Below are 22,195 nucleotides of genomic sequence, written 5' to 3'. Positions count from 1 at the left end.
GCCGGGAACGGCACTTCCGCCCCGGAGCCTAAGGCCGCTTATACGCCGTACCCCGGCGGTAGCCTGACTGGATGGGCGTTATGAATGAACTGATCAATCCGCGGGGCATAGAAGCGCTTACCCGGATCCTCCGCGACAGCGCACCAGCTGTGCCGTGGACACAAACGGCTGCCACCGCGTCGCTGCTCGGTGACCTGAACCTGCGGGCCAGGACTGATTTGGTGGCAGACGCCCTCGCCGCTGACGCCGGCTCAGGTCCAGCCCCGGCATATACGACGGCGTCTGCCGCCTTCCGGGCGGCACTGGCAGTTCCGGATTTCACCGGCTGGGTCCTCTGGCCCGTATCGGAGGCGGCCGTCACCCTGGCTCTTGCATCAGGTTCAGCTGATGGCTTCGACAACTGCCTCGGCCTGCTGGCGCAACTGACGCCAAGGCTCACCGGGGAGTTCGCAGTCCGCCGCCTCCTGACAAATAATCCGGAGCGGGCCCTGGCAGCAATCCTGGGTTGGACGGGCAGCACCGATGAGCACGTCCGCCGTCTGGCCAGCGAGGGCACGCGCCCCTACCTGCCGTGGGCGGTGCGCGTCCCGGCCCTACTTCAGCGGCCCGGCGCCACCCTTCCCATCCTTACTGCCCTCTACCGCGACCCGTCCGAGTACGTTCGGCGTTCGGTGGCGAACCACCTCAACGATCTCGCCCGGCATGCCCCCGACGCTGTTGTGGACACCGCCCGCCACTGGCTTTCTGCGGCGGACGGCAACACCGAATGGTTGGTCCGCCACGGGCTGCGGACCCTCGTCAAGAAGGGCCATCCCGGCGCTCTGGCCCTGCTGGGCTTTCCGCCGGCGTCAGTGGCTGTTACAGGCCCGCGCCTTGACCGGGACGTCCTTTCTTTGCCGGGTGAGTTGACGTTTGCCTTTGAGGTCGCCAACACGGGCACCGAGGACGTGCGCCTCGCCGTGGACTATCTGGTGCACTACCGCAAGGCCAACGGCGGCCAGTCCGCGAAGGTCTTCAAGATCTCAACCCTCACCCTGGCCCCGGGTGAAAGCCGGAGCCTGTCCAGGCGCCATGCTTTCAGGCAGATGACCACCAGGGTTTACCATCCGGGCGTGCATGCGTTGGAGCTGCAGATCAACGGAACCGTGCATGGCCGGGCCGAGTTCCTGCTGGAGATGCCGTAGTTCCTGCTGTGTGGGCTAGAACGATCCCGTGGTGAACTGCCAGCTCCTGCCGGCGAACGGGTTTCCGGCAAGGTCACGTACTCCGGCGCTGCCACCGGTCACCGTCACGGTGTACCTGGTCTTCGCAGCCAGGGCCTGCTGGGGGTCCAGGATCCACTGGTTGGTGGTGCCGTTCCGGTAAACAGCCGCCGGTACCACTGCCCCGGTGGCGGCATTCTTCACCGTGAAAGTGGTCCCGGTAACGCCCTGGACAGCCTCACTGAACGTAACGCTGATGTTGTTGGTCCGTCGGACCAGCGTGGCACTGCTGCCGGGGGTGTAGCCGGTGAGTACGGGGCCGGGTCCGGTAACAAAGCTCCAGCTGGTGGAAGCCAGCGGGGTTCCTGCACTGTCGCGGATGGCTGACGTGCCGCCCGCCAGGGTGGCTGTGTAGCGGGTGTCCGCGGCCAGCGCGGCGGCCGGGTCCAGGGTGGCGGTGCGGGTGGTGGTGTTGTAGGTGACGCTGGCGGGAACGGTGCTGCCGGCAGCGTTCCTGAGCACGAACGTTCCGGTGGTGACTCCCTGGACGGCGGCGCTGAAGGTGGCGGTCACGTTGGTTCCCGTTGCCACCGCCGTTGCGTCTGCTCCCGGTGTGGCGGCGGTGACGGTGGGCGCAGGAGCCGGAGCAGGAACGGGCGAGGGTGCGGGCGCGGGTGCCGGAGCCACAGGGGCGGCAAACAGCAGCCGGTTGGGCGTGCCGCTGGTGGCTCCGGTGATCACTCCGGCGGTGGCGTTGGACACCAGCGCGCCAGCTACCTGCGCCGGCGAAAGTGCCGGGTCCTGGGAAAGCAGCACTGCAGCTGCCCCTGCCGCATGGGGAGCGGCCATGGAGGTTCCGGACATGGACGCCGTGGCGGTGGCGGAAGTGTGGTGGGTGGAGGTGATGCTGACGCCGGGCGCGTAGAGGTCCACGCAGGAGCCGAAGTTGGAGAAGGGCGCCTGCCGGTCAGCGGAGTCGCTGGCGGCGACAGTGACTGCCCCTGGGACGCGGGCGGGGGAACCGCCGCAGGCATCAACGGCGGAGTTGCCGGCGGCAACCACTGCAGCGACGCCGTCGTTCATTACAGCCGTGATGGCGGCGTCCACTGAGGAACTGGCGGCGCCGCCGAGGCTGAGGTTTGCCACAGCGGGCGTTCCGGCAGGATGGTGGGCGACGATCCAGTCCAGGCCGGCTATGACGTCGGAGTTGTAGCCGGAGCCGTTGCAGTCCAGAACCCGCACCGGCACCACGGTGGCGCCCTTGGCCACCCCGTAAGTGGACCCGGCAACCGATCCGGCCACGTGGGTGCCGTGCCCGTTGCAGTCGCTGGAGCCCAGGCCGTCAGCGACGGCAGACCAGCCGCCTGCAACCCGGCCGCCGAAATCGGCGTGGGAGGCAAGGACCCCCGTGTCCAGCACATAGGCGTTCACCCCTGTTCCGGACGCCGTCCAGGAGTAGGACCCGGAGAGGGGCAGGGGCCTCTGGTCTACGCGGTCCAGGCCCCAGGGTGCGGGCTGCTGGGAAGCGGAAAGACTGACGGGCGCATCCGCTTCCATCGAGACCACGCGCCCGGACCGCGCCAGGGCAGCGGCCTGTGCAGGATTGGCGGTTACCACTGCGCCGCGGATGGCGTGGGCGAAGGTGCGGCCCACCGCCAGTCCCTGCCCCCGCATTGCTGCTGCCTCTGCGGCAACATCGGCATTGGCTGCGTACTGGACAATGTAGCGGCCCGTCGCTTCTACCGGCGCCGGCGGCGCTGCTGATGCCGGCAGGGAAGCGGCGGAAAGGGCGACGGCGGAAACCAGCACTGCTGCGGCGGGCAGCACAAAGGATGGAGTACGAATTTTGGGGTCCTTGCTTCGGCGTTGCGGGCTGCGCGGGCAGGTGAATCGTCCCGCCCTGCCAAAAGACTAGGACCCGTTTCCGCACTGGACCCGGCTCCTTGCAGGACCCTGTGCCAACCCTTTGGGATTTCTGCGGCTCTGCGCCAAAGCTCAGATCGAGGCGCCCGCGGGGACACTCAACCGGTGGTTCCGCCACGAGTATTCCGGCTCAAAACCCAGCAGGCGCCGTGCCTTGTCAATGGACAGCATGGTTTCGTGCTCGCCCAGGTCCTTGGTGACCTTGACGGCGGGGAACACTTCCGCAGCCAGTTCCGCACTGGACCGGCTCATCACCGTATCCGCGTTGGCGATGATGTACGCCTCGAAGCCCGGCTTTGCGTTTTCCAGCGCGCGGACCACGGCCTGCGCGCCGTCGCGGCCATCGATGTAGCTCCAGAGGTTCCATTTCCGCAGCGTGGCATCGGCGTCGAATGCAGGGAACCCGGCGTAGTCTTCCACGTCCATGACGTTGGAGAACCGGAGCCCGGAGATGCTCAGTTCCGGGTCCCACCGGGTCAGCTCCACGGCCATCTGCTCCTCTAGGTGCTTCACCAGCGAGTAAGTGCTCTCCGGCCGCGCCGGGTACTCTTCGTCCACCGGAATGTAGGGCGGGTCGACGTCGAACGGCAGTCCCAGGACCGTCTCGCTTGAGGCGTACACCACCTTCTTGATGCCGGCGCGCCGGGCCGCCTGGAACACGTTGTAGGTGGCGAGCATGTTGTTTTCGAACGTGGCCGCGTCCGGGATAATGCCGGGCGCGGGAACGGCACCCAGGTGGACCACGGCGTCGAACCCGGCGTGCCGGTCGTCCAGCCCGAGCAGGACATCCACCACCTGGCCATAGTTCCGCAGATCCACCACCACCAGACCGGGGTTCCGCTCCCCTGCCCGGTCCAGGTTCAGCACCTGGTGCCCGTCGCCGGTCAGCCTGCGCACCACGTGCCGTCCCAGCTTTCCGCTTCCTCCCGTTACTGCCACCCTCATGCGCGTTCTCCTTTTTCCTTGATGAAGCGTTCGACGGCGGCGATCGCGAGTTCCGTGATGTCGCCGGGGTCGCCACTGCCGTTAACTGGCACCAGCAGGCTCCGGCCCGAGTAGACGGACACGACCTCGTGTGTCTCGCGGTGATAGAGGTCAAGGCGGCGCCGGAACACGTCCACCGTATCGTCCCCGCGGCCTCCGTCCTCGGCACGCCGCAGCATCCGCCGTTCCAGCTCGGCGTCAGGGGCCCGGAGCTCGATCACCGCATCGATGCCGTGTCCCTGGGAGGACAGCATATTGTCGAGTTCGGTTACTTGGGCTGCCGTGCGCGGATAGCCGTCCAGAAGGAAGCCGCCCTGGACGTCGGCGTCCCGGAGCCGGTCCTTGACCAGGGCATTGGTGAGGTCGTCCGGCACGAACTCGCCGTCGTCGAGGTACCTTGCGGCTTCATTGCCCAGTTCAGTCCCGCTGCTGACGTTGCTTCGGAAGATCTCACCCGTGGAAACGGCCGGGATACCGAAATGCCGCGCCAGGTGTTCTGCCTGCGTTCCCTTGCCGGAGCCGGGCGGACCGATGATGAGCAACCTAGTCATGTGTCTGTCCCTCCATGGCGCAACTGGCGCTGGCTTTCCGGGTCCGCCGCCGGCAGCACCGGCGCGTGCCCCATTCTGCCGGTAATGCCCGTTCCCGCGCCAGTATCAGCGGGCCTGCGCAGCGTGAACCGACGTTTCCGGGCCTCTGGGGATGTATATACTTCTGGATATCGGTTTAGCAGCAGGCCGTTGGAAAGTTCGTCGATCCAGCGAGCACTGCGGCCTTCCCCTTCGGGGCGGCCAGAACGCTACGTGCTCGCTTAGACCTGAGCGAATGGCTTGAAAGAATCCGTGGCCAGCGAGTCAACTGCAAAAATTGATACATCCATTACCGAGCACCTGCACGAACTTGTCCTCAACAGCTCCGATGTTGAGGACTTCCTTATGGAACTGGCCCAGGTATCGGCCCGCAGTCTTTCCGAGCCGGGCGACGAGGTTCTGAGCGCCATCACGCTGCTGCGCCGGCGAAAGGCCGCAACTGTGGTCAGCAGCAGTCCTGCCGCCGAGGCGGTTGCGCGGCTTGAGTACGAGTTCAACCAGACTCCCAGCCTGACGGCCTCCACCACCCAGGAAACCGTCCAGGTGCCGGACATCCGCCATGACGGCCAGTGGCCCGACTACTCCGCAGCACTGGTGGGCGAGGGCGTCCGCTCCGTCCTCGCGCTGCCCTTCCAGCTCGAAGGCGAGACCAAAGCTGCGTTGCTGCTGTACTCGGGACGCCCGAACAGGTTTGAGGCCCGGGTGCTCAAATTCGCCCAGGATTTCGTCAGCCAGACCTCCCTCGCACTCCGGCTGGCAGTCCGATTTGCGCATCACAGCGAGACCGCGGCAAACCTGCGCGCCACACTTGAGTCCCGGACAGTGATCGACATGGCCGTGGGCATCATCATGGCCCAAAACAGGTGCAGCCAGCAGGACGCCTTCGAAATCCTAAAGACAGCGTCCAGCACCCGCAATTCGAAATTGCACGACGTTGCCACGGCAGTGGTCAAGTCCCTGGGCCAGGGCCCGGCACGCACCCACTACGACGGGTAGCAGAGGGCTTCTGGCACCACCGGCGACCGACGTGTGTTGCCGTCGCCGGCCTGCCTGTCATAGTTGCTTCCCTGGCCCGGGCCCGGGGGTAGACTGGGGCCAACTCTTGCCGGGGGGCTCCAATGAAAAACAAGCGTGTCTGCCTCGTCGTTGAAGACAACGACGATATCCGCGGACTGATCACTGTGGTCCTGACCCGTGCAGGTTTCACTGTCAGGGCAGTTGCCACCGGCGCAGAGGGTATCGCGGCCGCGGCGGACCCTGCCGTCACACTGGTAACACTGGACCTGGGTCTGCCGGACATGGACGGACATGTGGTGGCCCGCGCTGTCCGGGCGCTGAGCAAGGCCCCCCTGCTGTTCCTCACGGCCCGGTCCGAAAATGATGACGTCCTTGCCGGAATGGCCTCCGGCGCCGCCGCGTATCTCACCAAGCCCTTCCACCCAAAGGAACTCCAGGCCTTGGCGAACCAACTCTGCCCCGCGCCCCTTACTCCGGAAGATTCTTCCCCGCAGCCTCTTTCGCAGGCGCCCCGCGTGTCCGGCAAGTCCCTCCGCTAGCCTGCCTGCCCGGCCGACATCTGCCGTCGTCGAAACCAGCCACGCTCTCTCACCTGATGCAAGGTTTCCAGACACGCTCTCTCACTTGATGCAAGGTTTCCAGACACGCTCTCTCACCTCACGCAGAATGATGCCAGCGCTCGGTGACTTCCGACGGCGGTTCCCCGCCGCCGTCGGAAGTTCTTGCCTTGTGCGAGGGCTACTTCGCGAGGAAACGCAGCAATGCTTCGTTGACCTCGGCAGCGTGGGTCAACAGCAGGCCGTGCGGGGCACCCTCAACTTCCAGATATTCGGCATCGGGCAGGGCTTTGGCAAACAGCCGTCCTGTGGAGTCGATGGGGAGGATGTTGTCCGCAGTGCCATGGAGGATCAGTGCGGGAACGTCGATCTTGGGGATGTCCTCCCGGAAGTCCGTGAGCCAGGTGGGTTGGGCTGCAACAGATGCCGTGGCTCCGGCGCCGGCGGCGGTGTTCCAGCTGGCAGTGACCGCCTCCTGGCTGAGGCGGGGCGTGCCCAGGAAGGTGTCGCTGTTGTAGAAGTTCTTGAAGAATTCAGTGAAGAAGGCGTACCTGTCCGCAGTCACAGCCTCAGTTAGTCCGTCGAAGACCTCCTGCGGAACGCCGTCGGGGTTGTCATCGGTTTTCAGCAGGAAAGGTTCAAGGGATCCGAAAAACGCTGCCTTGGAAATCCGGGCGGAGCCATAGGTGCTCAGGTAGCGGGCCACTTCGCCGGTGCCCATAGAGAAACCAACCAGTACTGCCTCGTTCAGGTCCAGATCGGTCAGAATGGTGTTGAGGTCGGCAGCGAAAGTGTCGTAGTCGTAGCCCTCGGTGGTCTTGCTCGATTTGCCGAAGCCGCGGCGGTCATAGGTGATAACGCGGTAGCCGGCGTCGAGCAGAGCCCTTGTTTGCTTCTCCCAGGAGGCGCCGTCCAGGGGATAGCCGTGGATCAGCACGACGGGCTGACCCGAGCCGTGGTCCTCGTAGTAAAGCTCGATGTCAGTGCTGTTTTCGGTTCCAACGGTGATGAAGGCCATCGCGGCAGGTCCTTTCGAGACTGTGGTATCGGTGCGGGCGGGAGAGGTCCCTTGCCCACGCAATCCCTACTCTAGGGTGGTCCGCCGTGCCCGGCGCTACTGTGAGGGCTGCGGAAGCTCGCACGATATCTGCGGATTGGCGCCCATGTAGTTCAGGGGGCCGGCGACGATGGTGATCGCTACAGTCCCGGCTTGCGCACAGGTGCCCGGTGCTCCCCCGAAGTAGCCCCGCTGCCAGGCGGCCACACCGCCGATGATCAGCCAGATAACAACAAGAGCTCCGAGAATCCGCATGATTCCTCCATAGGCCGTGGCGGTGTGGGATCAATTATGCGGCGTCGGCCCGGAAAAGTGAGAGAGCGTTAGGGAAAAGCCTGCGAAAAGTGAGAGAGCGTCGGGGAGAAGCCTGCAGAAGGTGAGAGAGCGTCGGGGGGAACAGAAATGCACCTCCGGCGCCGGGGTTGATTCCCGGTACCGGAGGTGCATTCAGTGTTCTAATGCTGCCGTGCTTTGATCAGGCCTTGGCGGTCTTGCCCGGCAGGGCCAGCTTGAAGACCTTGGCCCAGGAGGAGCCCACCTGCTTGAGCAGCGGGCCGGTGGTGTACTTAAGACCGTAACGCTGGCAGATCTCGCGGACCTTCGGCGCCACTTCGGCGTACCGGCTGGACGGCAGGTCCGGGAAGAGGTGGTGCTCGATCTGGTGCGACAGGTTGCCGGTCATGAGGTGCATGAATTTGGAACCTGAGATGTTGGCGGACCCGATCATCTGGCGGACGTACCAGTCGCCGCGGGTTTCCCCCTCCACCATTTCCTCCGTGAAGGTGTCAGTGCCTTCGGGAAAGTGTCCGCAGAAGATGACGGCGTGGGCCCACACGTTCCGTACGGCGTTGGCAGCCAGGGTGCCGTAGAGCGCCTGCTTGCCGGAGCCGGTTAGCATCGCGACCGCCGGCGTGGCGGCGTAGTCCTTGGTGAACTGCGTGACGACCTTCTTGCCCAGGGCTTTCAGGTCCTTGAGCAGGGCCTCCTTGGACTTCGTGCCTTCCTTGAACTCGGTGAGCTCAAGGTCGTAGATGGCGATGCCCCACTCGAAGACGGGAGCAAGGATGGCGTTGAACAGCGGGTTGGCCAGGTTGATGGGCTTCCACGGCTGGTTCTCGTCCATGCGCAGGAGGTTGTATCCGACGTCGTTGTCCTTGCCCACCACGTTGGTCCAGCGGTGGTGGAGGTCGTTGTGGGTGTGCTGCCAGGAGCGTGAGGGTGTGACGAAGTCCCATTCCCAGGTGGTGGAGTGGATGTCCGGGTCCCGCATCCAGTCCCACTGGCCGTGCAGGATGTTGTGGCCCAGTTCCATGTTTTCAAGGATCTTGGCCAGGCTCAGCAGGGTGGTGCCCGTAACCCAGGCGGCCTTGTTTTTGCTGACCAGCAGGGCTGCGCGGCCGGAGATTTCCAGGCCGCGCTGGATTTTGATCATGCGGCGGATGTAGGCAGCGTCTTCCGCTCCGCGCTTGCCGAGGATCTCGTCGCGGATGGCATCGAGTTCGCGTCCAAGCTCGGCCACCTGCTCGTCGGTCAGGTGGGCGGCAGCAGGTGGCCGGACGGTGGGGCTGCCGGTTTCTGCCAGCTTTCCGGGGCGCGTCCTTGACCCTCCGGTGGAACTGCTTTCGGCAGGTGTGTGCTTGCTTGGGGTAATTACAGACATACGTGGTTCTCCTCAGGCTTCGAGGTTGACGGGTCCGGCGGCTGCCGAGACACACGTTTGGATCAGTTGGCCGGGTTCGCCATGAATTTCTCCGGTACGGAGGTCGCGGACCTGTCCGGCCCGGAGCGGGGTAAGGCAGCTGTGGCAGATGCCCATGCGGCAGCCGCTGGGCATCAGCACGCCTGCGTCCTCGCCCACGTCCAGCAGGGGGGTGTCGCCGTCGGCTTCCACTTCCCGGTCGGACGTTTCAAAGGTGACCATGCCGCCGTCGTGCCCCACCCCCGCGTTGAACGTGGTGTTGAAACGCTCAATCATGAGGTTTCCGGGGTCACCAGCCACCGCAACATCCGAACCCGGCGCCCCCGTGGTCAGCGCGGCACGCTTCCACAGCGCCTCGGCGTCGTCCAGGAAGCTGTCCGGACCGCAGGCATAGGCGGCGCGTTCCTTCCAGTCCGGGCAGATCTCGTCCAGCTGTGCGGTGTTGGTCAGGTCCATGCGGCCTTGCTCGCCGGTGAACCAGTGGGCGAGGCGGAAGTTGGGGAATTGATCAGCGAGCTCGGCGAGTTCTTCGCGGAAGAGGCTGTCGCCGGGGGTGCGGGCCGAGTGGACCAGCACGACGTCGGCATCGGGACGCCGCGGAACAAGCGTGCGGATCATGGACATCACCGGGGTGATGCCGCTTCCAGCCGTCACCATCAGGAGGGGCCGGGGGTGCTCCGGGAGCACGAAGTCACCCTGCGGGGGCGCCAGGAACAGGACGTCGCCCGGGCGGGTGGTGCGCACTAGCGTGCCGGAGACTGCGCCAACGTCGGTGACCGTGATGGCGGGGTCCTTGCCGGCGGGGGCGCTGAGGGAATAGGACCGCCAGTGGCGGACCCCGTCCAGCTCAACACCGATGCGGGCCCATTGGCCGGCAAGGTGGGAGTGCCAGCCGCGGCCGGGCCGGAAGAAGATGGTGGCGGACTGCGCCGTCTCCTGGACTACCCGGGTGACTACACCACGAAGCTGCCGCGCAGAGTAAACGGGGTTGAACAGCGCTAAGATGTCCTCCGGCGCCAAGGGCGTGGTGAGTACAGAGGCCGCCTGGGCCAACTGGCGTAGCCGGATCATGCGATCAAGCCTAAAACGGCGCGGGCCATATTTCTCTCTCTCCGTCATATGACCGTTCCGCAGTCACGCTGTAGTGGGGGCGCTAAGCCCCCAAGCCGCACTTTAAGAGTAACGGCTGCATTATGCGGAAGGTTCCCCCACATTCAGTAAGCATGCTTAGTATACCGCGATCAGGGGCGGCAAGAGATATTTTTACATGGCAGGCGCGATCGTTACGCCACCTCTTCTGGGTCAGGAGCCGGAAGGCCTCCATCCCAGTGCGGGCGCTATGTAGCGGGTGACGTTTGCCAGGAGCTTGGTGTTGAACCCGACGCCCAGCTGGTTGGGGACGGTGAGCAAAAGGGTGTCGGCGGCCTGCACCGCTGTGTCTGCCGCGAGTTCCTCGGCCAGGACATCGGGTGCTCCCACGTAGCTTTTCCCGAAGCGGGCGGTCAGCCCGTCAATGACGCCCACCTGGTCCCGGGTGTCCCGAAGCGCACTTCCGGCGAAGTAGCGGCTGTCCTCACTGTCCGCGATGGGAAGCACGCTGCGGCTGACCGAAACACGCGGCGTGTGCTGGTGGCCCTGCGCAGCCCAGGCGTCCCTGAACAGCCGGATCTGCTCCGCCTGAAGTTCATGGAAGGGCACGCCGGTGTCCTCGGTCAGGAGGGTGGAACTCATCAGGTTCATTCCCAGCTCAGCAGCCCAGACGGCAGTCTTCCTGCTGCCGGCTCCCCACCAGATGCGTTCGGACAGGCCCGGTGATTGCGGTTGAACGGGCAGGAGCCCGGTGGCACCGCCGGCGTAGCGGGGATCGGCTTCCGCGATGCCGGCGCCGCTGATGGCTTTCCGGAACATGGCTGTATGCCGGCGGGCCATATCGGCGTCCGTCTCCCCCGGCTGCGGACGGTAACCGAACACTGCCGCTCCGTCCCGCGCCGGCTCGGGTGAACCACGGCTGATGCCGAGCTGAAGCCGGCCTCCGCTGATGAGGTCGGCCGCCGCTGCGTCCTCTGCCATATACAAGGGATTTTCGTAGCGCATATCGATCACCCCGGTGCCGATTTCGATCCGGCTTGTCCTCGCACCAATGGCGGACAGCAGGGGAAACGGCGAGGCCTGCTGCCGGGCAAAGTGGTGGACACGGAAGAATGCTCCGTTAACCCCCAGTTCCTCGGCCGCGACTGCGAGGTCGATTGCCTGCAGCAGGGCGTCGCCTGCCGTCCGGGTGAGGGAACCCTGGCCGGGGCCCCAGTGGCCGAATGAAAGGAATCCAATGCGCTCCATACCTGCCCCAACTGCGGCAGCCACCGGGACATTCCCCGCCGGCATGAGCAAGCAGCTGCCGCCCGCCTGAGCAAGCGGCTTAGGGACGGGGCCAGCCGGCTGCGTAAGGCGCAGGGGCCAACTGGCGCCGTGGCTAAACTGGCACCGTGACCAAGAGTGAGCAGCATGCGGGCGCCGGCAGGCCGCCGTCGCGCGGGAAAATCGCCGAACGGCTGCTGCCCGGCGGCGACGAGCCGGATCCTCGGTTCACGCTTGCGAACGAACGCACTTTCCTTGCCTGGATCCGTACCTCCCTGGCACTCCTGGCCGGCGGCATTGCCATCGAGGCTTTCACCGCCGACCTTTTCCTGGAGCCCGTCCGGAAGGGCCTGGCAGTGCTGCTGCTCCTGCTGGGCATGCTGCTGAGCGCCGGTTCTGCCGTGCGGTGGCTGCGGGTGGAACAAAGCATGCGCAACAAGGCGCCCCTGCCGCTGCCGCTCATTGTTCCGCTGCTTGCCGGGGCAGGGGCGCTGGCAGCCGCCGTCGTGCTGGTCTTTATCCTCTGGCGTTGAACCGTGCCGCACATACATCCTTCCGCCGGGGCACACGGAGATCCGGGCCTCCAGCCGGAGCGGACCACGCTCGCCTGGGGCAGGACCATGCTGGCACTGGTGACGGTGAGCGCCATCTTCCTCCGCTGGCTTCCTGTCCACGGGCTGCCCATCCTGCTGCTATTTGCCGTCTCGGCCGCGGCAGCAGCAGCCATCTACTTCACGCAGCGTCGCCGCTACACCGCCAGTTCACGGGGCATCGCCAGGGAAATGGCCGACGCCGATACCACCGCCGTGCTTTGGACAGCTTTTGCCGGGGTTGTGTTGGGCGGACTCGGCATCGGCGTGGTCCTTGCCGGCTAGGGCTCCAGGCCCTAAGGGCTAGAACATCGGCAGGACAAAGCCCGCCAGCAGAGCAACTGCGCCGATTCCGGTGAGGCACCGGCCCAACACCGCAGCTGTTTTTCCAGCCTCGTCCGGAGCCGCCGTCTGCCACTGGGTAGGGCGCTTGGGGTGGTAGTAGATGGGGAGCGTATCGCCCACGGCCAGGTCCTTGATGTCGTGTGGTGACATGGGCGCATGGTGCACCTGGTACTTCCGGTCGAACCAGCGGAAACCCACCCCGGTGCTGTCCGAATACACCACCGCTTCGGCCATGGCCCACGGGTGCACGAAGCGGCGCAGGAAGCCTGTGTAGAAGAGCAATCCCAACCCGGCAGGCAGGCACAACCAAGTCAGCATTTCCAGGATTGGACCTGCCATATCGAGCACAGTGGGCATGATTCTGATGGTACAGGCGTACGCTGGGGGAAACGTTTCCGCGGAAGGGGTAGGCATGAACGACGAAGATCTTTTGGCCCGTATCCAAGGCCTCGTGGAGGAGGAACACACCCTCCGTGAAGGTGCCGGCGACGGCCAGGCGCCGGACCCGGACAGGCTCAGGCAGGTGGAGGAAAGGCTGGACCAGGCTTGGGACCTGCTCCGCCAGCGCAGGGCCAAAGCGGAATCCGGCGAAAACCCCAACGAGGCCGAAGCCCGGCCGGTCAGCGAAGTAGAGGGCTACAAGCAGTAGCCCCCTACCCTCGTTCAGCGGAAGTCAGCCGATCGGTTCAGGCATCTGCTCCACGTGTACTGGGCGAATCCGCGCGCCTGAACCTCCCATGCATTTTGTGTAAAACAGATCGGAGCCTTCCAATGCGCCTGGCAATCGCCCAAATCATCAGCAGTGCAGACCCTGCCGCCAACCTGGAGCTCATCCGGGACTACGCCACCCAGGCAAAAGCCGCCGGCGCCAGGCTGGTGGTGTTCCCCGAGGCGACCATGCGCGCGTTCGGGCACTCCCTGACAGACATCGCGGAACCCTTGGACGGCCCATGGGCGGAAAAGGTCCGTGCACTGGCCCTGGAACTGGACATTGCCATCGTCGCGGGAATGTTCACTCCCGGAACGGACGGCCGGGTGCGCAACACCCTGCTGGTCGCCGGCCCCGGAGTGGATACCTCTTACGACAAAGTGCACCTTTTTGATGCTTTCGGCTTCGCCGAGTCCAAAACCGTGGACGCGGGTACCAGTCCTGTCACCTTTGACATCGAGGGCACTGTTTTTGGCCTCGCAACGTGTTACGACGTCCGCTTCCCCTCCCTGTTCACCGCCAACGCCCGGGCCGGCGCCCAGGTCAACATTGTGTGCGCCTCCTGGGGCGCCGGCGAAGGCAAAGCGGAACAGTGGGACCTTCTGGTCCGTGCGAGGGCACTGGACAGCACCACCTTCGTGGTGGCCTGCGGCCAGGGTGATCCAGAGACCATCGGCGCTGGCCCGGCCGGAACCGCACCCACGGGCATCGGCCACAGCGCCGTCGTCACCCCGCTGGGCTCAGTGGTGGCCGCGCTGGGCGGTCAACCGGAACTCGCAGTCGTGGACATCGATCCCTCAGTGGTGGACGAGGTGCGCGCCAAGCTCCCGGTACTGGCCAACGCCCGCCCGTTCTGAACCTTTCCTAAAAGCCTGCCGCCCCGCCGGGTCTCCCCCGGCGAAAGAAGCCACGACGACGGCGCGCCGCCTTCCCAGTGCGGGGCGCCGTCGTCGTTTTCCGCCTTTCAGATCGTTCATGCTCCTCCCCGATCTCCCTCCGGATGGGAGCCATTTACACGACTGAAACACCTCCGACACACGGCCTTCATGGAGCACCAGTTTCTGTAACGCGAGCGCAACTTTGCCGGCCCTTCCCCGAAACACGGAACCCGAAAGATGGACGCCGGGGGAAGTGCGAGGGCTGGCAAGTGTCCCCGCTTCGAGGCTCGATGCGAAGGGACCCGCAGGTGGAGATCACTGCCCAACATGTCTGGCTGATGGTGTCAGCCGCGATGGTACTGCTGATGACGCCAGGGCTGGGCCTCTTCTACGGCGGCATGACACGCGCCAAGGCCGCCCTGAACATGATCGTGATGAGCTTCATTTCCGCCGGGACCGTTGGGGTGGTCTGGGTTCTTTGGGGCTACTCCATGACTACCGGCGACGGCGTACTGGGCATCTTTGGAAATCCCTTCGCCAGCTTCGGGCTCCAGAACCTGATGGGTTCGCCCGACCTGATCAAGGCAGGGTGCAGCGCCACCTTCGCCATCATCACCGTGGCACTGATCAGCGGTGCCATTGCCGACCGCGCAAAGTTCGCTGCCTGGGCGGTGTTCGTTCCCGTGTGGGTTACCGTGGTTTACTGCCCCCTCGCCTACATGATCTGGGGCGGTGGCCTGATGAGCGCCGAGGGAGCCATCACCGCCGTTTTCGGCCAGGTCATCGACTTCGCCGGCGGCGCGGTGGTTGAAATCAGTTCCGGCACTGCTGCCTTGGTCCTGGCCCTGATAGTGGGCCAGCGGCACGGATTCGCGAAGGACCCCAACCACCGGCCGCACAACGTCCCGTTCATTATGCTGGGCGCCGCCATTCTCTGGTTCGGCTGGTTCGGCTTCAACGGCGGCGCGGCGACCACCGCGGAACAGGCCGGGCTGATCTGGGTCAACACCCTGGTGACACCGGCGGCCGCGATGCTCAGCTGGCTTGTCACGGAAAAGATCCGCCACGGACACCCCACCTCGCTCGGAGCCGCGTCCGGCGTGGTGGCCGGGCTGGTTGCCATCACGCCTTCCTGCGCCAACGTCAGCCCCGTGGCCGCCATCGGCCTGGGCCTTGTGGCCGGAGCGGCCTGCGCCGTCTTTGTGGACCTCAAGTACCGGTTTGGGCTGGATGATTCCCTTGACGTAGTAGGAGTCCACCTGGGAGCGGGACTTATCGGAACCTTGTCACTCGGTTTTATTGCCCTGCCCGTGGACGGACAGGGTGGCGGACTGTTCTACGGCGGCGGTTTCCAGCAGCTTGTGGCACAATCCGTGGCGGTGGTGGTGACGTTGCTGCTGTCAGGCGCCGGAACCCTGGTCATTGGCCGCGCCATCAACAGGACCATCGGATTCAGGGTGAGCCACGAGGCCGAGACCGCGGGCGTTGATCTGGCCGAACACGCCGAGACCGCCTATGCCTTCGGGGAAACGGGGGCAGGTTTTCACCCTTCACGCATCGCGTCACCGCAGTTCCCCGCGTCCTCGTCCTTCCCCGCGATCCAGGACATTGCCGGCCCACGGGCCCGGGAAGACTCACTCGCCTAGCTGTTGACCCTGGTGAAAATCAATCGGCCAGGATCTGGTACAGGGCCCGCCGGGTTTCATCGAGCTTCACGATGGCTGCTGCCCGCTGTTCGTCCGTGACACCGCTGCGGAACTGGTGGACGGCGGCCATCAGCTTTCCGATGCTCTGGTGGAAGTCCCTGTCCGGGTTGTCCGACCCGGAATTCCAGGCGTTTTCCAGGTCCTCGGCATGCTCCCCCACCCAGGACCTTCCCGCATCAGTCAGCGTGAACTCCGTCCCGCGGCCTTCGCTGAGGGCCGCAATAAGTTCCTCGTCCACCAGCTGCTGAAGCGTGGGGTAGATCGATCCGGGGCTCGGACGCCACGCCCCATTGGTCTTCTCGGCAATCGCCTTAATCAGCCCGTAACCATTTGAGGGAGCTTCGGCCAGGAGCGAGAGAATGGCGGAGCGCACGTCACCCCTGCTTGCCCTGCGTGGGCCCCGCCCAAACCCAGGGCCAAAACCTGGGCCGAAGCCGGGTCCAAAGCCGCCTCCAAACCCGGGTCCGAAGCCGCCACCGCGGTGTCCGTGCGGTCCGCGCCTGCCACGGCCGCGCTCGAACCGGCTCCTGCCGGAGTGCGGGCCTGAAATATCGTCATGAGAAATGCCCTTCATCGTGGCATCATCCTTTCGTGTGTTGGTTCGCGGTTCCTTCAGCGATAGTTAACGATATGTCGTTAACTATCGCTGGTCAAGGAAAAGAATTCATCAAATCATGACCTTCCTTCCTCTGGATCGCCCTTGGGGGCCGGCGTATTCTTTTGGCACTCTCCGAGCTTGAGGGCTGAAACATGGCGACGAAAAAGAAGCGCAGGCGCAGCGGTTCCGCGTGGGGACGGCTCCTGGGATTTATCGCAGCGAGCGCCATGTGCGGGGTGTTGGCTGCCAGCCTGGTTGTGCCGTCTGTTGCGGCCGCCGGGTACGGCGTCAGCACCTCCATCGGTTTCTTTGAAAGCCTGCCGGAAGAGCTCACTGTCCAGCCGCCGTCGCAATCCACCAAGGTCCTCACTTCGGATGGCCAACCTATCGCCACGTTCTACGCGGAGAACCGCGTCAGGATTCCGCTGGACCAGATCTCGCCGTTCATCAAGGACGCCGTCATCGCCATCGAGGACAGCCGGTTCTACGAACATGCCGGCCTGGACCCGCAGGGCATTCTTCGGGCGGTGGTTGCGAACTTGACCAAGGGCGACCAGCAGGGCGCGTCCACCATCACCCAGCAGTACGTCACCAACGTCCTTAACGAGGCAAAACTGTCCCAGGACCGGCCGGAGGAGGTGGTTCTCAGCGGCCAGAAGGACATCGGCGACAAGCTGCGTGAGATGAAACTGGCTGTTGCGCTGGAGAAGAAGTTCAGCAAGGAGCAGATCCTTGAGGGCTACCTGAATATCGTGTTCTTCAACAGTGACGCTTACGGAGTGGAAGCGGCAGCCCGGTACTTCTTCAGCACCAGCGCGAAGGACTTGAACCTTCCCCAGTCCGCGTTGTTGGCCGGGCTCGTGAACAGCCCCACTTTCTACAATCCTGCCATCAACCCGGACAAGTCGGTGACCCGCCGCAACCAGGTACTCGGCGAGATGCTCCGCCTCGGTAAGATCACGCAGGAACAGCACGACGAGGCCGTTGCGGCCCCCATCGACCTGAAAGTCAGTCCGGAGCGGCAGGGCTGCGCCAACGCCACCATGGCCCCGTACTTCTGCGACTACATTTCACACCTGATCCTGAACAACCCGGCGTACGGACCCACCGTGGAGGAACGGGAGAGGAAGCTCTACCGGGGCGGCCTGACCATCACCACAACACTGGACAGCAGGCTCCAGGCAGCCGCCCAGTCCCAGGTGGACGGCACGGCGGGGCCTAACCCGGACCGCTGGGGGGCTGCGCTGGTAACCGTCCAGCCCGGAACCGGCAAGATTTTGGCGATGGCCCAGAACACGGTCTTCCTGGCGGAGCCGGGCAAGTTCGATACCCACTTGAATTTCAATGTCGACGCAAAGGACCCGCAGGGCAACAACCTGAACGGAGCCGGCGGCTTCCAGACCGGATCCACGATGAAGCCGTTCACGTTCGCCCAGTGGCTGAATGAGGGCAAGCGGCTCAACGCAGAGGTGGATGCGTCGAAACGCGTTTACCCCGTGGGTTTCCCCTGGCGGTCGAGCTGTGGAAAGGTGCTGGGCGCCTACAGTACAGCCCAGAAGAACCCTGAGCTGGGCGCGGCAGATGACCTCCAGAACGCAGAGGAGGGCTTCTACCGGAAGATGCCCATCAACTACGGCCTCTACAACTCCATCAACACTGCGACCTTCGCTTCCGCTACCCAGCTCGACTTCTGCGGCATCCAAAAGATGGTGGATGCCGTGGGCCTTCACAACGGCCATGACGGTTCGCCCATCAACATGCACCAACTGGGCAACCTCCTGGGCGCCACCAATGTGGCTCCGCTCCACATGGCGAACGCCTTCGCCACCTTTGCCAATGACGGGCGTTACTGCACACCGATCGCGCTGCAGGAAGTCACCGACGCCGCCGGTGGGAAGCTTCCCGTCCAGGCAAGTGAGTGCCGGGACGCGGTGAAGCCCGATGTGGCCCGCGGCGTCAACTCGGTGCTGCAGGACGTGATGAAGGTCGGTTCCGGGGTCTGGATCAATCCCAAGGTCCATGAGAAGGTTCCGGTGGCGGCAAAGACCGGCACCTCCAACAACAACGGCGCCACCTGGGTGGTTGGCTACACCACTGGCCTTTCCACCGCTTCCTTCTTCGGGGACGCACTGGAAAGCCAGCAAAGGGCGGGGCAGAACGTTACGATCAACGGCACCTTCTATCCCCGCCTGGACGGCTTCATGATCGCCGGGCCGCAGTGGGCGAACTACATGGTGAATGTGGCCCCGCTCTACCCGGCGGCGCCGTTCCCGGGGCCCCCGCCGTCCATGTCGGACCCCAACCCGCCGCCCACGCCCGGCCGCTAGCCTTTCGGCAGGGTTTGAACGGCCGGGCCGGAAATCCTGCCCCAACTCCCCATGCTCTGGCAGGATGGGCGGGTGAAAAGCCTCGAGACAGAGCGGCTGGTCCTCCGGCAGTGGGAGCTGGAGGACGCCGGCTTTGTGCTTGACCTTTATTCCCGCTGGGAGGTCCAGCGCTTCATCGGGAACCATCCGCAGGTGATGAGGGACTTGGCGGAGGCTGAGGAGCGCATCCACACCTGGCGGAACATCCATCAGCAGCCCATGGCCCACACCAGCCACGGCATCTGGGCGGTACAGCTCAAAGGCCCGGGGCAGTTGAAGGGGACGGGAACGCCGGGGCCGCTCGCCGGAACCCTCCTCCTGAAGTCCATCCCGGCGTCGGGCGAAACCCTTCCGCTCCAGCCGTCCGGCGACACGGAAATCGGCTGGCACTTCCACCCCAGCCACTGGGGCAACGGCTACGCCACTGAGGCGGCGGCTGCGGTCCTCGCCCATGCCCTGGAAGGCGGCCTGGACAAGGTCGTGGCAGTGACGGCCCCTGCTAACACGGCGTCACAGAAGGTCTGCCTGCGCATCGGCATGGCGCACGTCGGACAGACCCAGAGGTACTACAACTCACTGTGTGAGCTTTTCGAAGCGCACAGGCGCCACTAGCCCGCCCCTTTCCACAGCCGTTGCCACCACGAGCGGGGCTGCTCCGGTTCGGGTGGCGCCTGCGGAGGATGGGATGCCGCCCGGCGCCCGCGCCACCGTTCCACTTCCTCCTCCACGTCCCGGGTCCTGGTGATTACCGGCGGGCCGCCCTGGAGCTGGCGGCGGGCGTCGATCACGCGGCGGTTGAAGTCCTGCAGGATGTCGCGGACCTGCTGCTCGGTATATTGCCCATCAAGCCTGGCGTCGAGTTCCGCGTCCTCAGTGCGGAGCAGGATGGCTGCCGGACCCAGGCCGCTGATGTTTTCCCGCTGGATGAGGCCTTTGACCCACCAGTCGGGGTCGTACGACTCCCCCAGCCCCGGAATCGGTTTGCCCGCGTACTTGAGGTTGTCGAACTTCCCGTGGGCCATGGCGTCCCGGACCAGGTACTCCGCCCGGGCGGCGTCGCCCACCTTCCGGCGCTTTTCCCGTTCCTTCTCATCCCGGGCGTCCAGCGCGGCTTCCTCGTCCGCACTGATGCCGGCTCCCCGGTACGACCGGACTTCGGCGGCTCGCTCCAGCCGCCTTCGGAAGTCCTCCGCGCCGCTGCCCATCCCTGCCACCGCCTTACCCTTGGAGCAATCCTTCCTTCCAGTATTCAGAAGCTTTCCGTCCTGATCAACGCCAGTGCCGCGGGCGAAATCCCGCGAGGCATAAGCTGGTCACCGGGTCGATCAAAGAGGAGTAACCCATGGATGCCAGCGGATCAGCAGAACGGGCGGAAACCTTCAGCTGGATGGATCCCCGCGTCGGGCTGGAGCACCTCCCGCACATGTCCGGGCTGGAGTTTCTCGCCGGCATGCGGGACGGGACCATCCCGCGTCCGCCCATGGCAGCCCTGATGAATTTGACTCTTGTGAGGGTGGCTCCCGGGCAGGTCGAGTTCGAGTGCCGGCCGGGTGAAGCGCATTACAACCCGCTGGGGATGGTGCACGGCGGGCTTGCCTGTACGCTGCTGGACACCGTGGCGGGATGCGCGGCCCACACCACCCTTGCTGCGGGATCCGGCTACACCTCCATTGACCTCTCCGTCAGCTACCTTCGCCCCATCACGGCCAACCATGGAGTCCTACGGGCAGAGGGTTCGGTGGTCAAAGGAGGCCAGCGCGTCATCTTCGCCCAGGGACGCATCGTTGGTCCTGCCGGGGAACTGCTCGCTACCGCCACCAGTTCCCTGCTGGTGATGCCCGCGGGCAGCACGCCGCGCATGCCCTGAGCGGACGACGGCGGGAAGTCCCGTCGTCGTCCGCTGCCGCTGTGGCGCTGGGCAGGTAAGCCGGTCAGGCGTTGGCGTGCGTCGAAAGGATGGCGTCGATCTGGCCCACAGCTTCGCGCATGCCTTCCTCCATGCCCATCTGCACCATGTGTTCCATCTGTTCCTCCGATTCGAAGGTGGAGACAATGGTCATCCTGGTGCGCGCCCCTGCCTCTTCAAGCGAGACGGTTGCGTGGGTGATGCCCATGGAATCGACGGGCGCTCCGTTTTCGTCGGCGAAACCGTCGTCGAACTCCAGCCTGTGAGGCGCCTGGATGGCGGTGAAGCGCCACCAGCCGCCGGCCTTCTCCCCCTCCGGACCGGTCATGTAGTAGCCGGCCTTTCCGCCGGACTGGAAGTCGAACGTGTCGAAAGTGGCGGGCCAGGTGGGCGGTCCCCACCAGCGTTCCAACTGCCGCGGGTCCTCCCAAAGCTGCCAGACACGTTCGACGCCGGCGTCGAACTCGGCCACAAGGGTGAAGCTGAGCGCCTCAAGATTCTTGGTGGAACTGATAACCGACATTGCAGAACCCTTCCTTATCCTTCAGCCAGAATGTCAGCGATCCGGCCGACGCGCTGCCGCCAGATAGCCTCATACTCATCGAGCAGCCGCCGGGCTTTCCGCAGTCCTTCATGATTTCCCCGCACGATCTGCTCCCTTCCGCGCTTTTCCTTTGTCACCAGGGAGGCGCGCTCCAACACCGCAACATGCTTCTGGACTGCGGCGAAACTCATGGCGTACAGGCCCGCGAGGCCGGAGACCGTGTACTCGCCCACCGTCACGCGCCGGACGATGTCCCGGCGGGTGGAATCAGCGAACGCCTGGAAAAGACGGTCAAGTTCGGTTTCACGGAGCTGATCTACAACCATTTGGTTGTACGATAGTCCTCCACGGTTGCCGGTGTCAATGCTCCAGGCACCTTGATCCCGGGGCCCGGCCTGCCACCGGGTATGTTGTAGCCCATGGGTATTTTCCTGGCCGGCGCCGGGCCGGACTACCGCTCCTTTCCGGAGGTGTTTGAGCACTTCGTCGAGGACATCCGAAGACGCTGCGGCCAGTCACGGCCGGCCCGGATCGCTATCGTGGTGCACCACCGTGGCGGGGACCCGGAAGGCGTGCTGCAGGATTACGCCGGGCCCCTTCAGTCCCTGATGTCCTGCGAGGTGGCTCCGGTCCTGCTCCGTGCCGGCAGTCCCGCAGATCCCGCAGTGTTCCGCAACGCAGACGCTGTGGTGGTGGGCGGGGGGCTGACTCCGGAGTACCTGGCAGGGCTGCACGGATGCGCCGGCGCCCTGGCGGCAAAGGCCGCCGACGGAGTCCCCTACCTCGGGTTTTCCGCAGGGGCCATGATTGCTCCCGCCAGGGGCATCATCGGCGGTTACCGCGTTGAGGGCATAGCAGTGTGCGGGGAGGAGTGTTCAGAGGAGCTGGATGACGTGGAGATCCGCGCGGGATTGGGGCTTGTTCCGTTCGCCGTGGACGTCCATGCCGCCCAGGCCGGCACACTGAGCAGGGCTGTGGGTGCCGTGGCCGCCGGACTCGTGGACAGGGCTGTCGCCGTCGATGAAAACACAGCAATAGTCCTCTCAGACGGCAGCAGGGGGGACTTTAAGGTAATCGGCAGCGGCAACTGCTGGGATATTCGCAGGGCCGAAACAGGATGCCGCGTTTCCGTCCGCTCAGCGTGCACCTGAACCAGGAGAACCGGCTGT

Annotated in this window: 25 protein-coding genes; 12 read left to right on the top strand and 13 right to left on the bottom strand. The window is 65.0% G+C overall.

Annotation, left to right across the window (positions count from 1 at the left end):
- The first annotated feature begins 71 nt into the window (after positions 1-71).
- Positions 72-1,184 (top strand): DNA alkylation repair protein, encoded by a 1,113-nt coding sequence (locus AC5RVN_RS10655; RefSeq protein WP_494137894.1) that lies wholly within the window; start codon positions 72-74, stop codon positions 1,182-1,184.
- 15 nt (positions 1,185-1,199) lie between these two features.
- Here the strand turns inward: AC5RVN_RS10655 and AC5RVN_RS10650 are convergent, their stop codons facing one another.
- The 3 genes from AC5RVN_RS10650 to AC5RVN_RS10640 all read right to left on the bottom strand — a co-directional run bounded on the left by AC5RVN_RS10650 (position 1,200) and on the right by AC5RVN_RS10640 (position 4,660).
- Positions 1,200-3,029 carry a S8 family serine peptidase gene (locus AC5RVN_RS10650; protein WP_494137893.1) on the bottom strand — a complete coding sequence of 610 codons (1,830 nt, stop codon included), beginning with the start codon at positions 3,027-3,029 and terminating at the stop codon, positions 1,200-1,202.
- Between the two features lie 168 nt (positions 3,030-3,197).
- On the bottom strand, positions 3,198-4,070 hold the full coding sequence (locus tag AC5RVN_RS10645; RefSeq protein ID WP_494041393.1) for an NAD-dependent epimerase/dehydratase family protein: 873 nt from the start codon (positions 4,068-4,070) through the stop codon (positions 3,198-3,200).
- Complete coding sequence (locus AC5RVN_RS10640; RefSeq protein ID WP_494041392.1) at positions 4,067-4,660, bottom strand: adenylate kinase; 594 nt, start codon at positions 4,658-4,660, stop codon at positions 4,067-4,069. Before AC5RVN_RS10640 ends, AC5RVN_RS10645 begins: the two co-directional genes overlap by 4 nt.
- Before the next feature lie 291 nt (positions 4,661-4,951).
- Here AC5RVN_RS10640 and AC5RVN_RS10635 point away from each other — a divergent pair, with 291 nt between their 5' ends.
- Complete coding sequence (locus AC5RVN_RS10635; RefSeq protein WP_494041391.1) at positions 4,952-5,695, top strand: GAF and ANTAR domain-containing protein; 744 nt, start codon at positions 4,952-4,954, stop codon at positions 5,693-5,695.
- Positions 5,696-5,817: 122 nt separating this feature from the next.
- Positions 5,818-6,255 (top strand): response regulator transcription factor, encoded by a 438-nt coding sequence (locus AC5RVN_RS10630; protein WP_494041390.1) that lies wholly within the window; start codon positions 5,818-5,820, stop codon positions 6,253-6,255.
- Positions 6,256-6,454: 199 nt separating this feature from the next.
- Here AC5RVN_RS10630 and AC5RVN_RS10625 read toward each other — a convergent pair whose 3' ends face one another.
- The 5 genes from AC5RVN_RS10625 to AC5RVN_RS10605 all read right to left on the bottom strand — a co-directional run bounded on the left by AC5RVN_RS10625 (position 6,455) and on the right by AC5RVN_RS10605 (position 11,366).
- A complete protein-coding gene (locus AC5RVN_RS10625; protein WP_494137892.1) occupies positions 6,455-7,291 on the bottom strand; it encodes an alpha/beta fold hydrolase in 837 nt (278 codons plus the stop codon).
- A 96-nt stretch (positions 7,292-7,387) separates the two neighbouring features.
- On the bottom strand, positions 7,388-7,585 hold the full coding sequence (locus AC5RVN_RS10620) for a hypothetical protein (RefSeq protein ID WP_494105124.1): 198 nt from the start codon (positions 7,583-7,585) through the stop codon (positions 7,388-7,390).
- 220 nt (positions 7,586-7,805) lie between these two features.
- Positions 7,806-8,990 (bottom strand): fatty acid desaturase family protein, encoded by a 1,185-nt coding sequence (locus AC5RVN_RS10615; protein WP_494041387.1) that lies wholly within the window; start codon positions 8,988-8,990, stop codon positions 7,806-7,808.
- Between the two features lie 12 nt (positions 8,991-9,002).
- Complete coding sequence (locus tag AC5RVN_RS10610) at positions 9,003-10,100, bottom strand: ferredoxin reductase (protein WP_494137891.1); 1,098 nt, start codon at positions 10,098-10,100, stop codon at positions 9,003-9,005.
- Between the two features lie 231 nt (positions 10,101-10,331).
- Entirely contained in the window at positions 10,332-11,366 is a 1,035-nt protein-coding gene (locus tag AC5RVN_RS10605; RefSeq protein WP_494137924.1) for an LLM class flavin-dependent oxidoreductase, read from the bottom strand.
- A gap of 146 nt (positions 11,367-11,512) precedes the next feature.
- Here AC5RVN_RS10605 and AC5RVN_RS10600 point away from each other — a divergent pair, with 146 nt between their 5' ends.
- Together AC5RVN_RS10600 and AC5RVN_RS10595 are read left to right on the top strand one after the other, a co-directional pair.
- Positions 11,513-11,917, top strand: coding sequence for a YidH family protein (locus AC5RVN_RS10600; protein ID WP_494137890.1), 405 nt, complete (start codon positions 11,513-11,515; stop codon positions 11,915-11,917).
- A 3-nt stretch (positions 11,918-11,920) separates the two neighbouring features.
- On the top strand, positions 11,921-12,259 hold the full coding sequence (locus AC5RVN_RS10595; RefSeq protein WP_494041384.1) for a DUF202 domain-containing protein: 339 nt from the start codon (positions 11,921-11,923) through the stop codon (positions 12,257-12,259).
- An 18-nt stretch (positions 12,260-12,277) separates the two neighbouring features.
- Here the strand turns inward: AC5RVN_RS10595 and AC5RVN_RS10590 are convergent, their stop codons facing one another.
- Positions 12,278-12,676 carry a hypothetical protein gene (locus AC5RVN_RS10590; RefSeq protein WP_494041383.1) on the bottom strand — a complete coding sequence of 133 codons (399 nt, stop codon included), beginning with the start codon at positions 12,674-12,676 and terminating at the stop codon, positions 12,278-12,280.
- 55 nt (positions 12,677-12,731) lie between these two features.
- Here AC5RVN_RS10590 and AC5RVN_RS10585 point away from each other — a divergent pair, with 55 nt between their 5' ends.
- From AC5RVN_RS10585 to AC5RVN_RS10575, 3 genes are all read left to right on the top strand, one after another.
- Positions 12,732-12,968, top strand: coding sequence for a DUF2630 family protein (locus AC5RVN_RS10585; RefSeq protein ID WP_494137889.1), 237 nt, complete (start codon positions 12,732-12,734; stop codon positions 12,966-12,968).
- 122 nt (positions 12,969-13,090) lie between these two features.
- Positions 13,091-13,885, top strand: coding sequence for a carbon-nitrogen hydrolase family protein (locus AC5RVN_RS10580; RefSeq protein ID WP_494137888.1), 795 nt, complete (start codon positions 13,091-13,093; stop codon positions 13,883-13,885).
- Between the two features lie 329 nt (positions 13,886-14,214).
- Positions 14,215-15,552, top strand: coding sequence for an ammonium transporter (locus tag AC5RVN_RS10575; protein WP_494137887.1), 1,338 nt, complete (start codon positions 14,215-14,217; stop codon positions 15,550-15,552).
- 19 nt (positions 15,553-15,571) lie between these two features.
- On the opposite strand, the gene AC5RVN_RS10570 is transcribed toward AC5RVN_RS10575, so the two are convergent.
- The gene (locus AC5RVN_RS10570; RefSeq protein WP_494137886.1) at positions 15,572-16,186 is read right to left on the bottom strand and encodes a PadR family transcriptional regulator; all 615 of its coding nucleotides are present in this window, start codon (positions 16,184-16,186) and stop codon (positions 15,572-15,574) included.
- 176 nt (positions 16,187-16,362) lie between these two features.
- Here AC5RVN_RS10570 and AC5RVN_RS10565 point away from each other — a divergent pair, with 176 nt between their 5' ends.
- Both AC5RVN_RS10565 and AC5RVN_RS10560 read left to right on the top strand, forming a co-directional pair.
- Positions 16,363-18,537 carry a transglycosylase domain-containing protein gene (locus AC5RVN_RS10565; RefSeq protein WP_494105119.1) on the top strand — a complete coding sequence of 725 codons (2,175 nt, stop codon included), beginning with the start codon at positions 16,363-16,365 and terminating at the stop codon, positions 18,535-18,537.
- Positions 18,538-18,609: 72 nt separating this feature from the next.
- The gene (locus AC5RVN_RS10560) at positions 18,610-19,188 is read left to right on the top strand and encodes a GNAT family N-acetyltransferase (RefSeq protein WP_494137885.1); all 579 of its coding nucleotides are present in this window, start codon (positions 18,610-18,612) and stop codon (positions 19,186-19,188) included.
- On the opposite strand, the gene AC5RVN_RS10555 is transcribed toward AC5RVN_RS10560, so the two are convergent.
- A complete protein-coding gene (locus tag AC5RVN_RS10555; RefSeq protein WP_494041733.1) occupies positions 19,185-19,781 on the bottom strand; it encodes a DnaJ family domain-containing protein in 597 nt (198 codons plus the stop codon). The genes AC5RVN_RS10560 and AC5RVN_RS10555 overlap by 4 nt on opposite strands.
- Before the next feature lie 137 nt (positions 19,782-19,918).
- On the opposite strand from AC5RVN_RS10555, the gene AC5RVN_RS10550 reads away from it, so the two are divergent.
- Complete coding sequence (locus tag AC5RVN_RS10550) at positions 19,919-20,443, top strand: PaaI family thioesterase (RefSeq protein ID WP_494137884.1); 525 nt, start codon at positions 19,919-19,921, stop codon at positions 20,441-20,443.
- Between the two features lie 64 nt (positions 20,444-20,507).
- Here AC5RVN_RS10550 and AC5RVN_RS10545 read toward each other — a convergent pair whose 3' ends face one another.
- Both AC5RVN_RS10545 and AC5RVN_RS10540 read right to left on the bottom strand, forming a co-directional pair.
- Positions 20,508-21,005, bottom strand: coding sequence for an SRPBCC family protein (locus AC5RVN_RS10545; RefSeq protein WP_494105117.1), 498 nt, complete (start codon positions 21,003-21,005; stop codon positions 20,508-20,510).
- Between the two features lie 14 nt (positions 21,006-21,019).
- Entirely contained in the window at positions 21,020-21,352 is a 333-nt protein-coding gene (locus tag AC5RVN_RS10540; RefSeq protein WP_494041374.1) for an ArsR/SmtB family transcription factor, read from the bottom strand.
- Between the two features lie 93 nt (positions 21,353-21,445).
- Here AC5RVN_RS10540 and AC5RVN_RS10535 point away from each other — a divergent pair, with 93 nt between their 5' ends.
- Positions 21,446-22,177: a Type 1 glutamine amidotransferase-like domain-containing protein gene (locus AC5RVN_RS10535; protein ID WP_494137883.1), complete on the top strand. Its 732-nt coding sequence runs from the start codon at positions 21,446-21,448 to the stop codon at positions 22,175-22,177.
- The last annotated feature ends 18 nt before the right edge of the window (positions 22,178-22,195 follow it).

The organism is Arthrobacter sp. sptzw32, assembly GCF_059089735.1.
Note: the sequence above shows the minus strand (reverse complement) of the source record. Positions and strands in the feature narration are given on the sequence as shown.

What these genes read in the sequence shown, in the direction of transcription:
- AC5RVN_RS10655 (WP_494137894.1), top strand. Translation starts at nt 72, where the DNA reads ATGGGCGTTATGAATGAACTGATCAATCCGCGGGGCATAGAAGCGCTT.
- AC5RVN_RS10645 (WP_494041393.1), bottom strand. Translation starts at nt 4,070, where the DNA reads ATGAGGGTGGCAGTAACGGGAGGAAGCGGAAAGCTGGGACGGCACGTG.
- AC5RVN_RS10640 (WP_494041392.1), bottom strand. Translation starts at nt 4,660, where the DNA reads ATGACTAGGTTGCTCATCATCGGTCCGCCCGGCTCCGGCAAGGGAACG.
- AC5RVN_RS10630 (WP_494041390.1), top strand. Translation starts at nt 5,818, where the DNA reads ATGAAAAACAAGCGTGTCTGCCTCGTCGTTGAAGACAACGACGATATC.
- AC5RVN_RS10625 (WP_494137892.1), bottom strand. Translation starts at nt 7,291, where the DNA reads ATGGCCTTCATCACCGTTGGAACCGAAAACAGCACTGACATCGAGCTT.
- AC5RVN_RS10620 (WP_494105124.1), bottom strand. Translation starts at nt 7,585, where the DNA reads ATGCGGATTCTCGGAGCTCTTGTTGTTATCTGGCTGATCATCGGCGGT.
- AC5RVN_RS10615 (WP_494041387.1), bottom strand. Translation starts at nt 8,990, where the DNA reads ATGTCTGTAATTACCCCAAGCAAGCACACACCTGCCGAAAGCAGTTCC.
- AC5RVN_RS10610 (WP_494137891.1), bottom strand. Translation starts at nt 10,100, where the DNA reads ATGATCCGGCTACGCCAGTTGGCCCAGGCGGCCTCTGTACTCACCACG.
- AC5RVN_RS10605 (WP_494137924.1), bottom strand. Translation starts at nt 11,366, where the DNA reads ATGGAGCGCATTGGATTCCTTTCATTCGGCCACTGGGGCCCCGGCCAG.
- AC5RVN_RS10590 (WP_494041383.1), bottom strand. Translation starts at nt 12,676, where the DNA reads ATGCCCACTGTGCTCGATATGGCAGGTCCAATCCTGGAAATGCTGACT.
- AC5RVN_RS10585 (WP_494137889.1), top strand. Translation starts at nt 12,732, where the DNA reads ATGAACGACGAAGATCTTTTGGCCCGTATCCAAGGCCTCGTGGAGGAG.
- AC5RVN_RS10580 (WP_494137888.1), top strand. Translation starts at nt 13,091, where the DNA reads ATGCGCCTGGCAATCGCCCAAATCATCAGCAGTGCAGACCCTGCCGCC.
- AC5RVN_RS10570 (WP_494137886.1), bottom strand. Translation starts at nt 16,186, where the DNA reads ATGAAGGGCATTTCTCATGACGATATTTCAGGCCCGCACTCCGGCAGG.
- AC5RVN_RS10565 (WP_494105119.1), top strand. Translation starts at nt 16,363, where the DNA reads ATGGCGACGAAAAAGAAGCGCAGGCGCAGCGGTTCCGCGTGGGGACGG.
- AC5RVN_RS10555 (WP_494041733.1), bottom strand. Translation starts at nt 19,781, where the DNA reads ATGGGCAGCGGCGCGGAGGACTTCCGAAGGCGGCTGGAGCGAGCCGCC.
- AC5RVN_RS10550 (WP_494137884.1), top strand. Translation starts at nt 19,919, where the DNA reads ATGGATGCCAGCGGATCAGCAGAACGGGCGGAAACCTTCAGCTGGATG.
- AC5RVN_RS10545 (WP_494105117.1), bottom strand. Translation starts at nt 21,005, where the DNA reads ATGTCGGTTATCAGTTCCACCAAGAATCTTGAGGCGCTCAGCTTCACC.
- AC5RVN_RS10540 (WP_494041374.1), bottom strand. Translation starts at nt 21,352, where the DNA reads ATGGTTGTAGATCAGCTCCGTGAAACCGAACTTGACCGTCTTTTCCAG.
- AC5RVN_RS10535 (WP_494137883.1), top strand. Translation starts at nt 21,446, where the DNA reads ATGGGTATTTTCCTGGCCGGCGCCGGGCCGGACTACCGCTCCTTTCCG.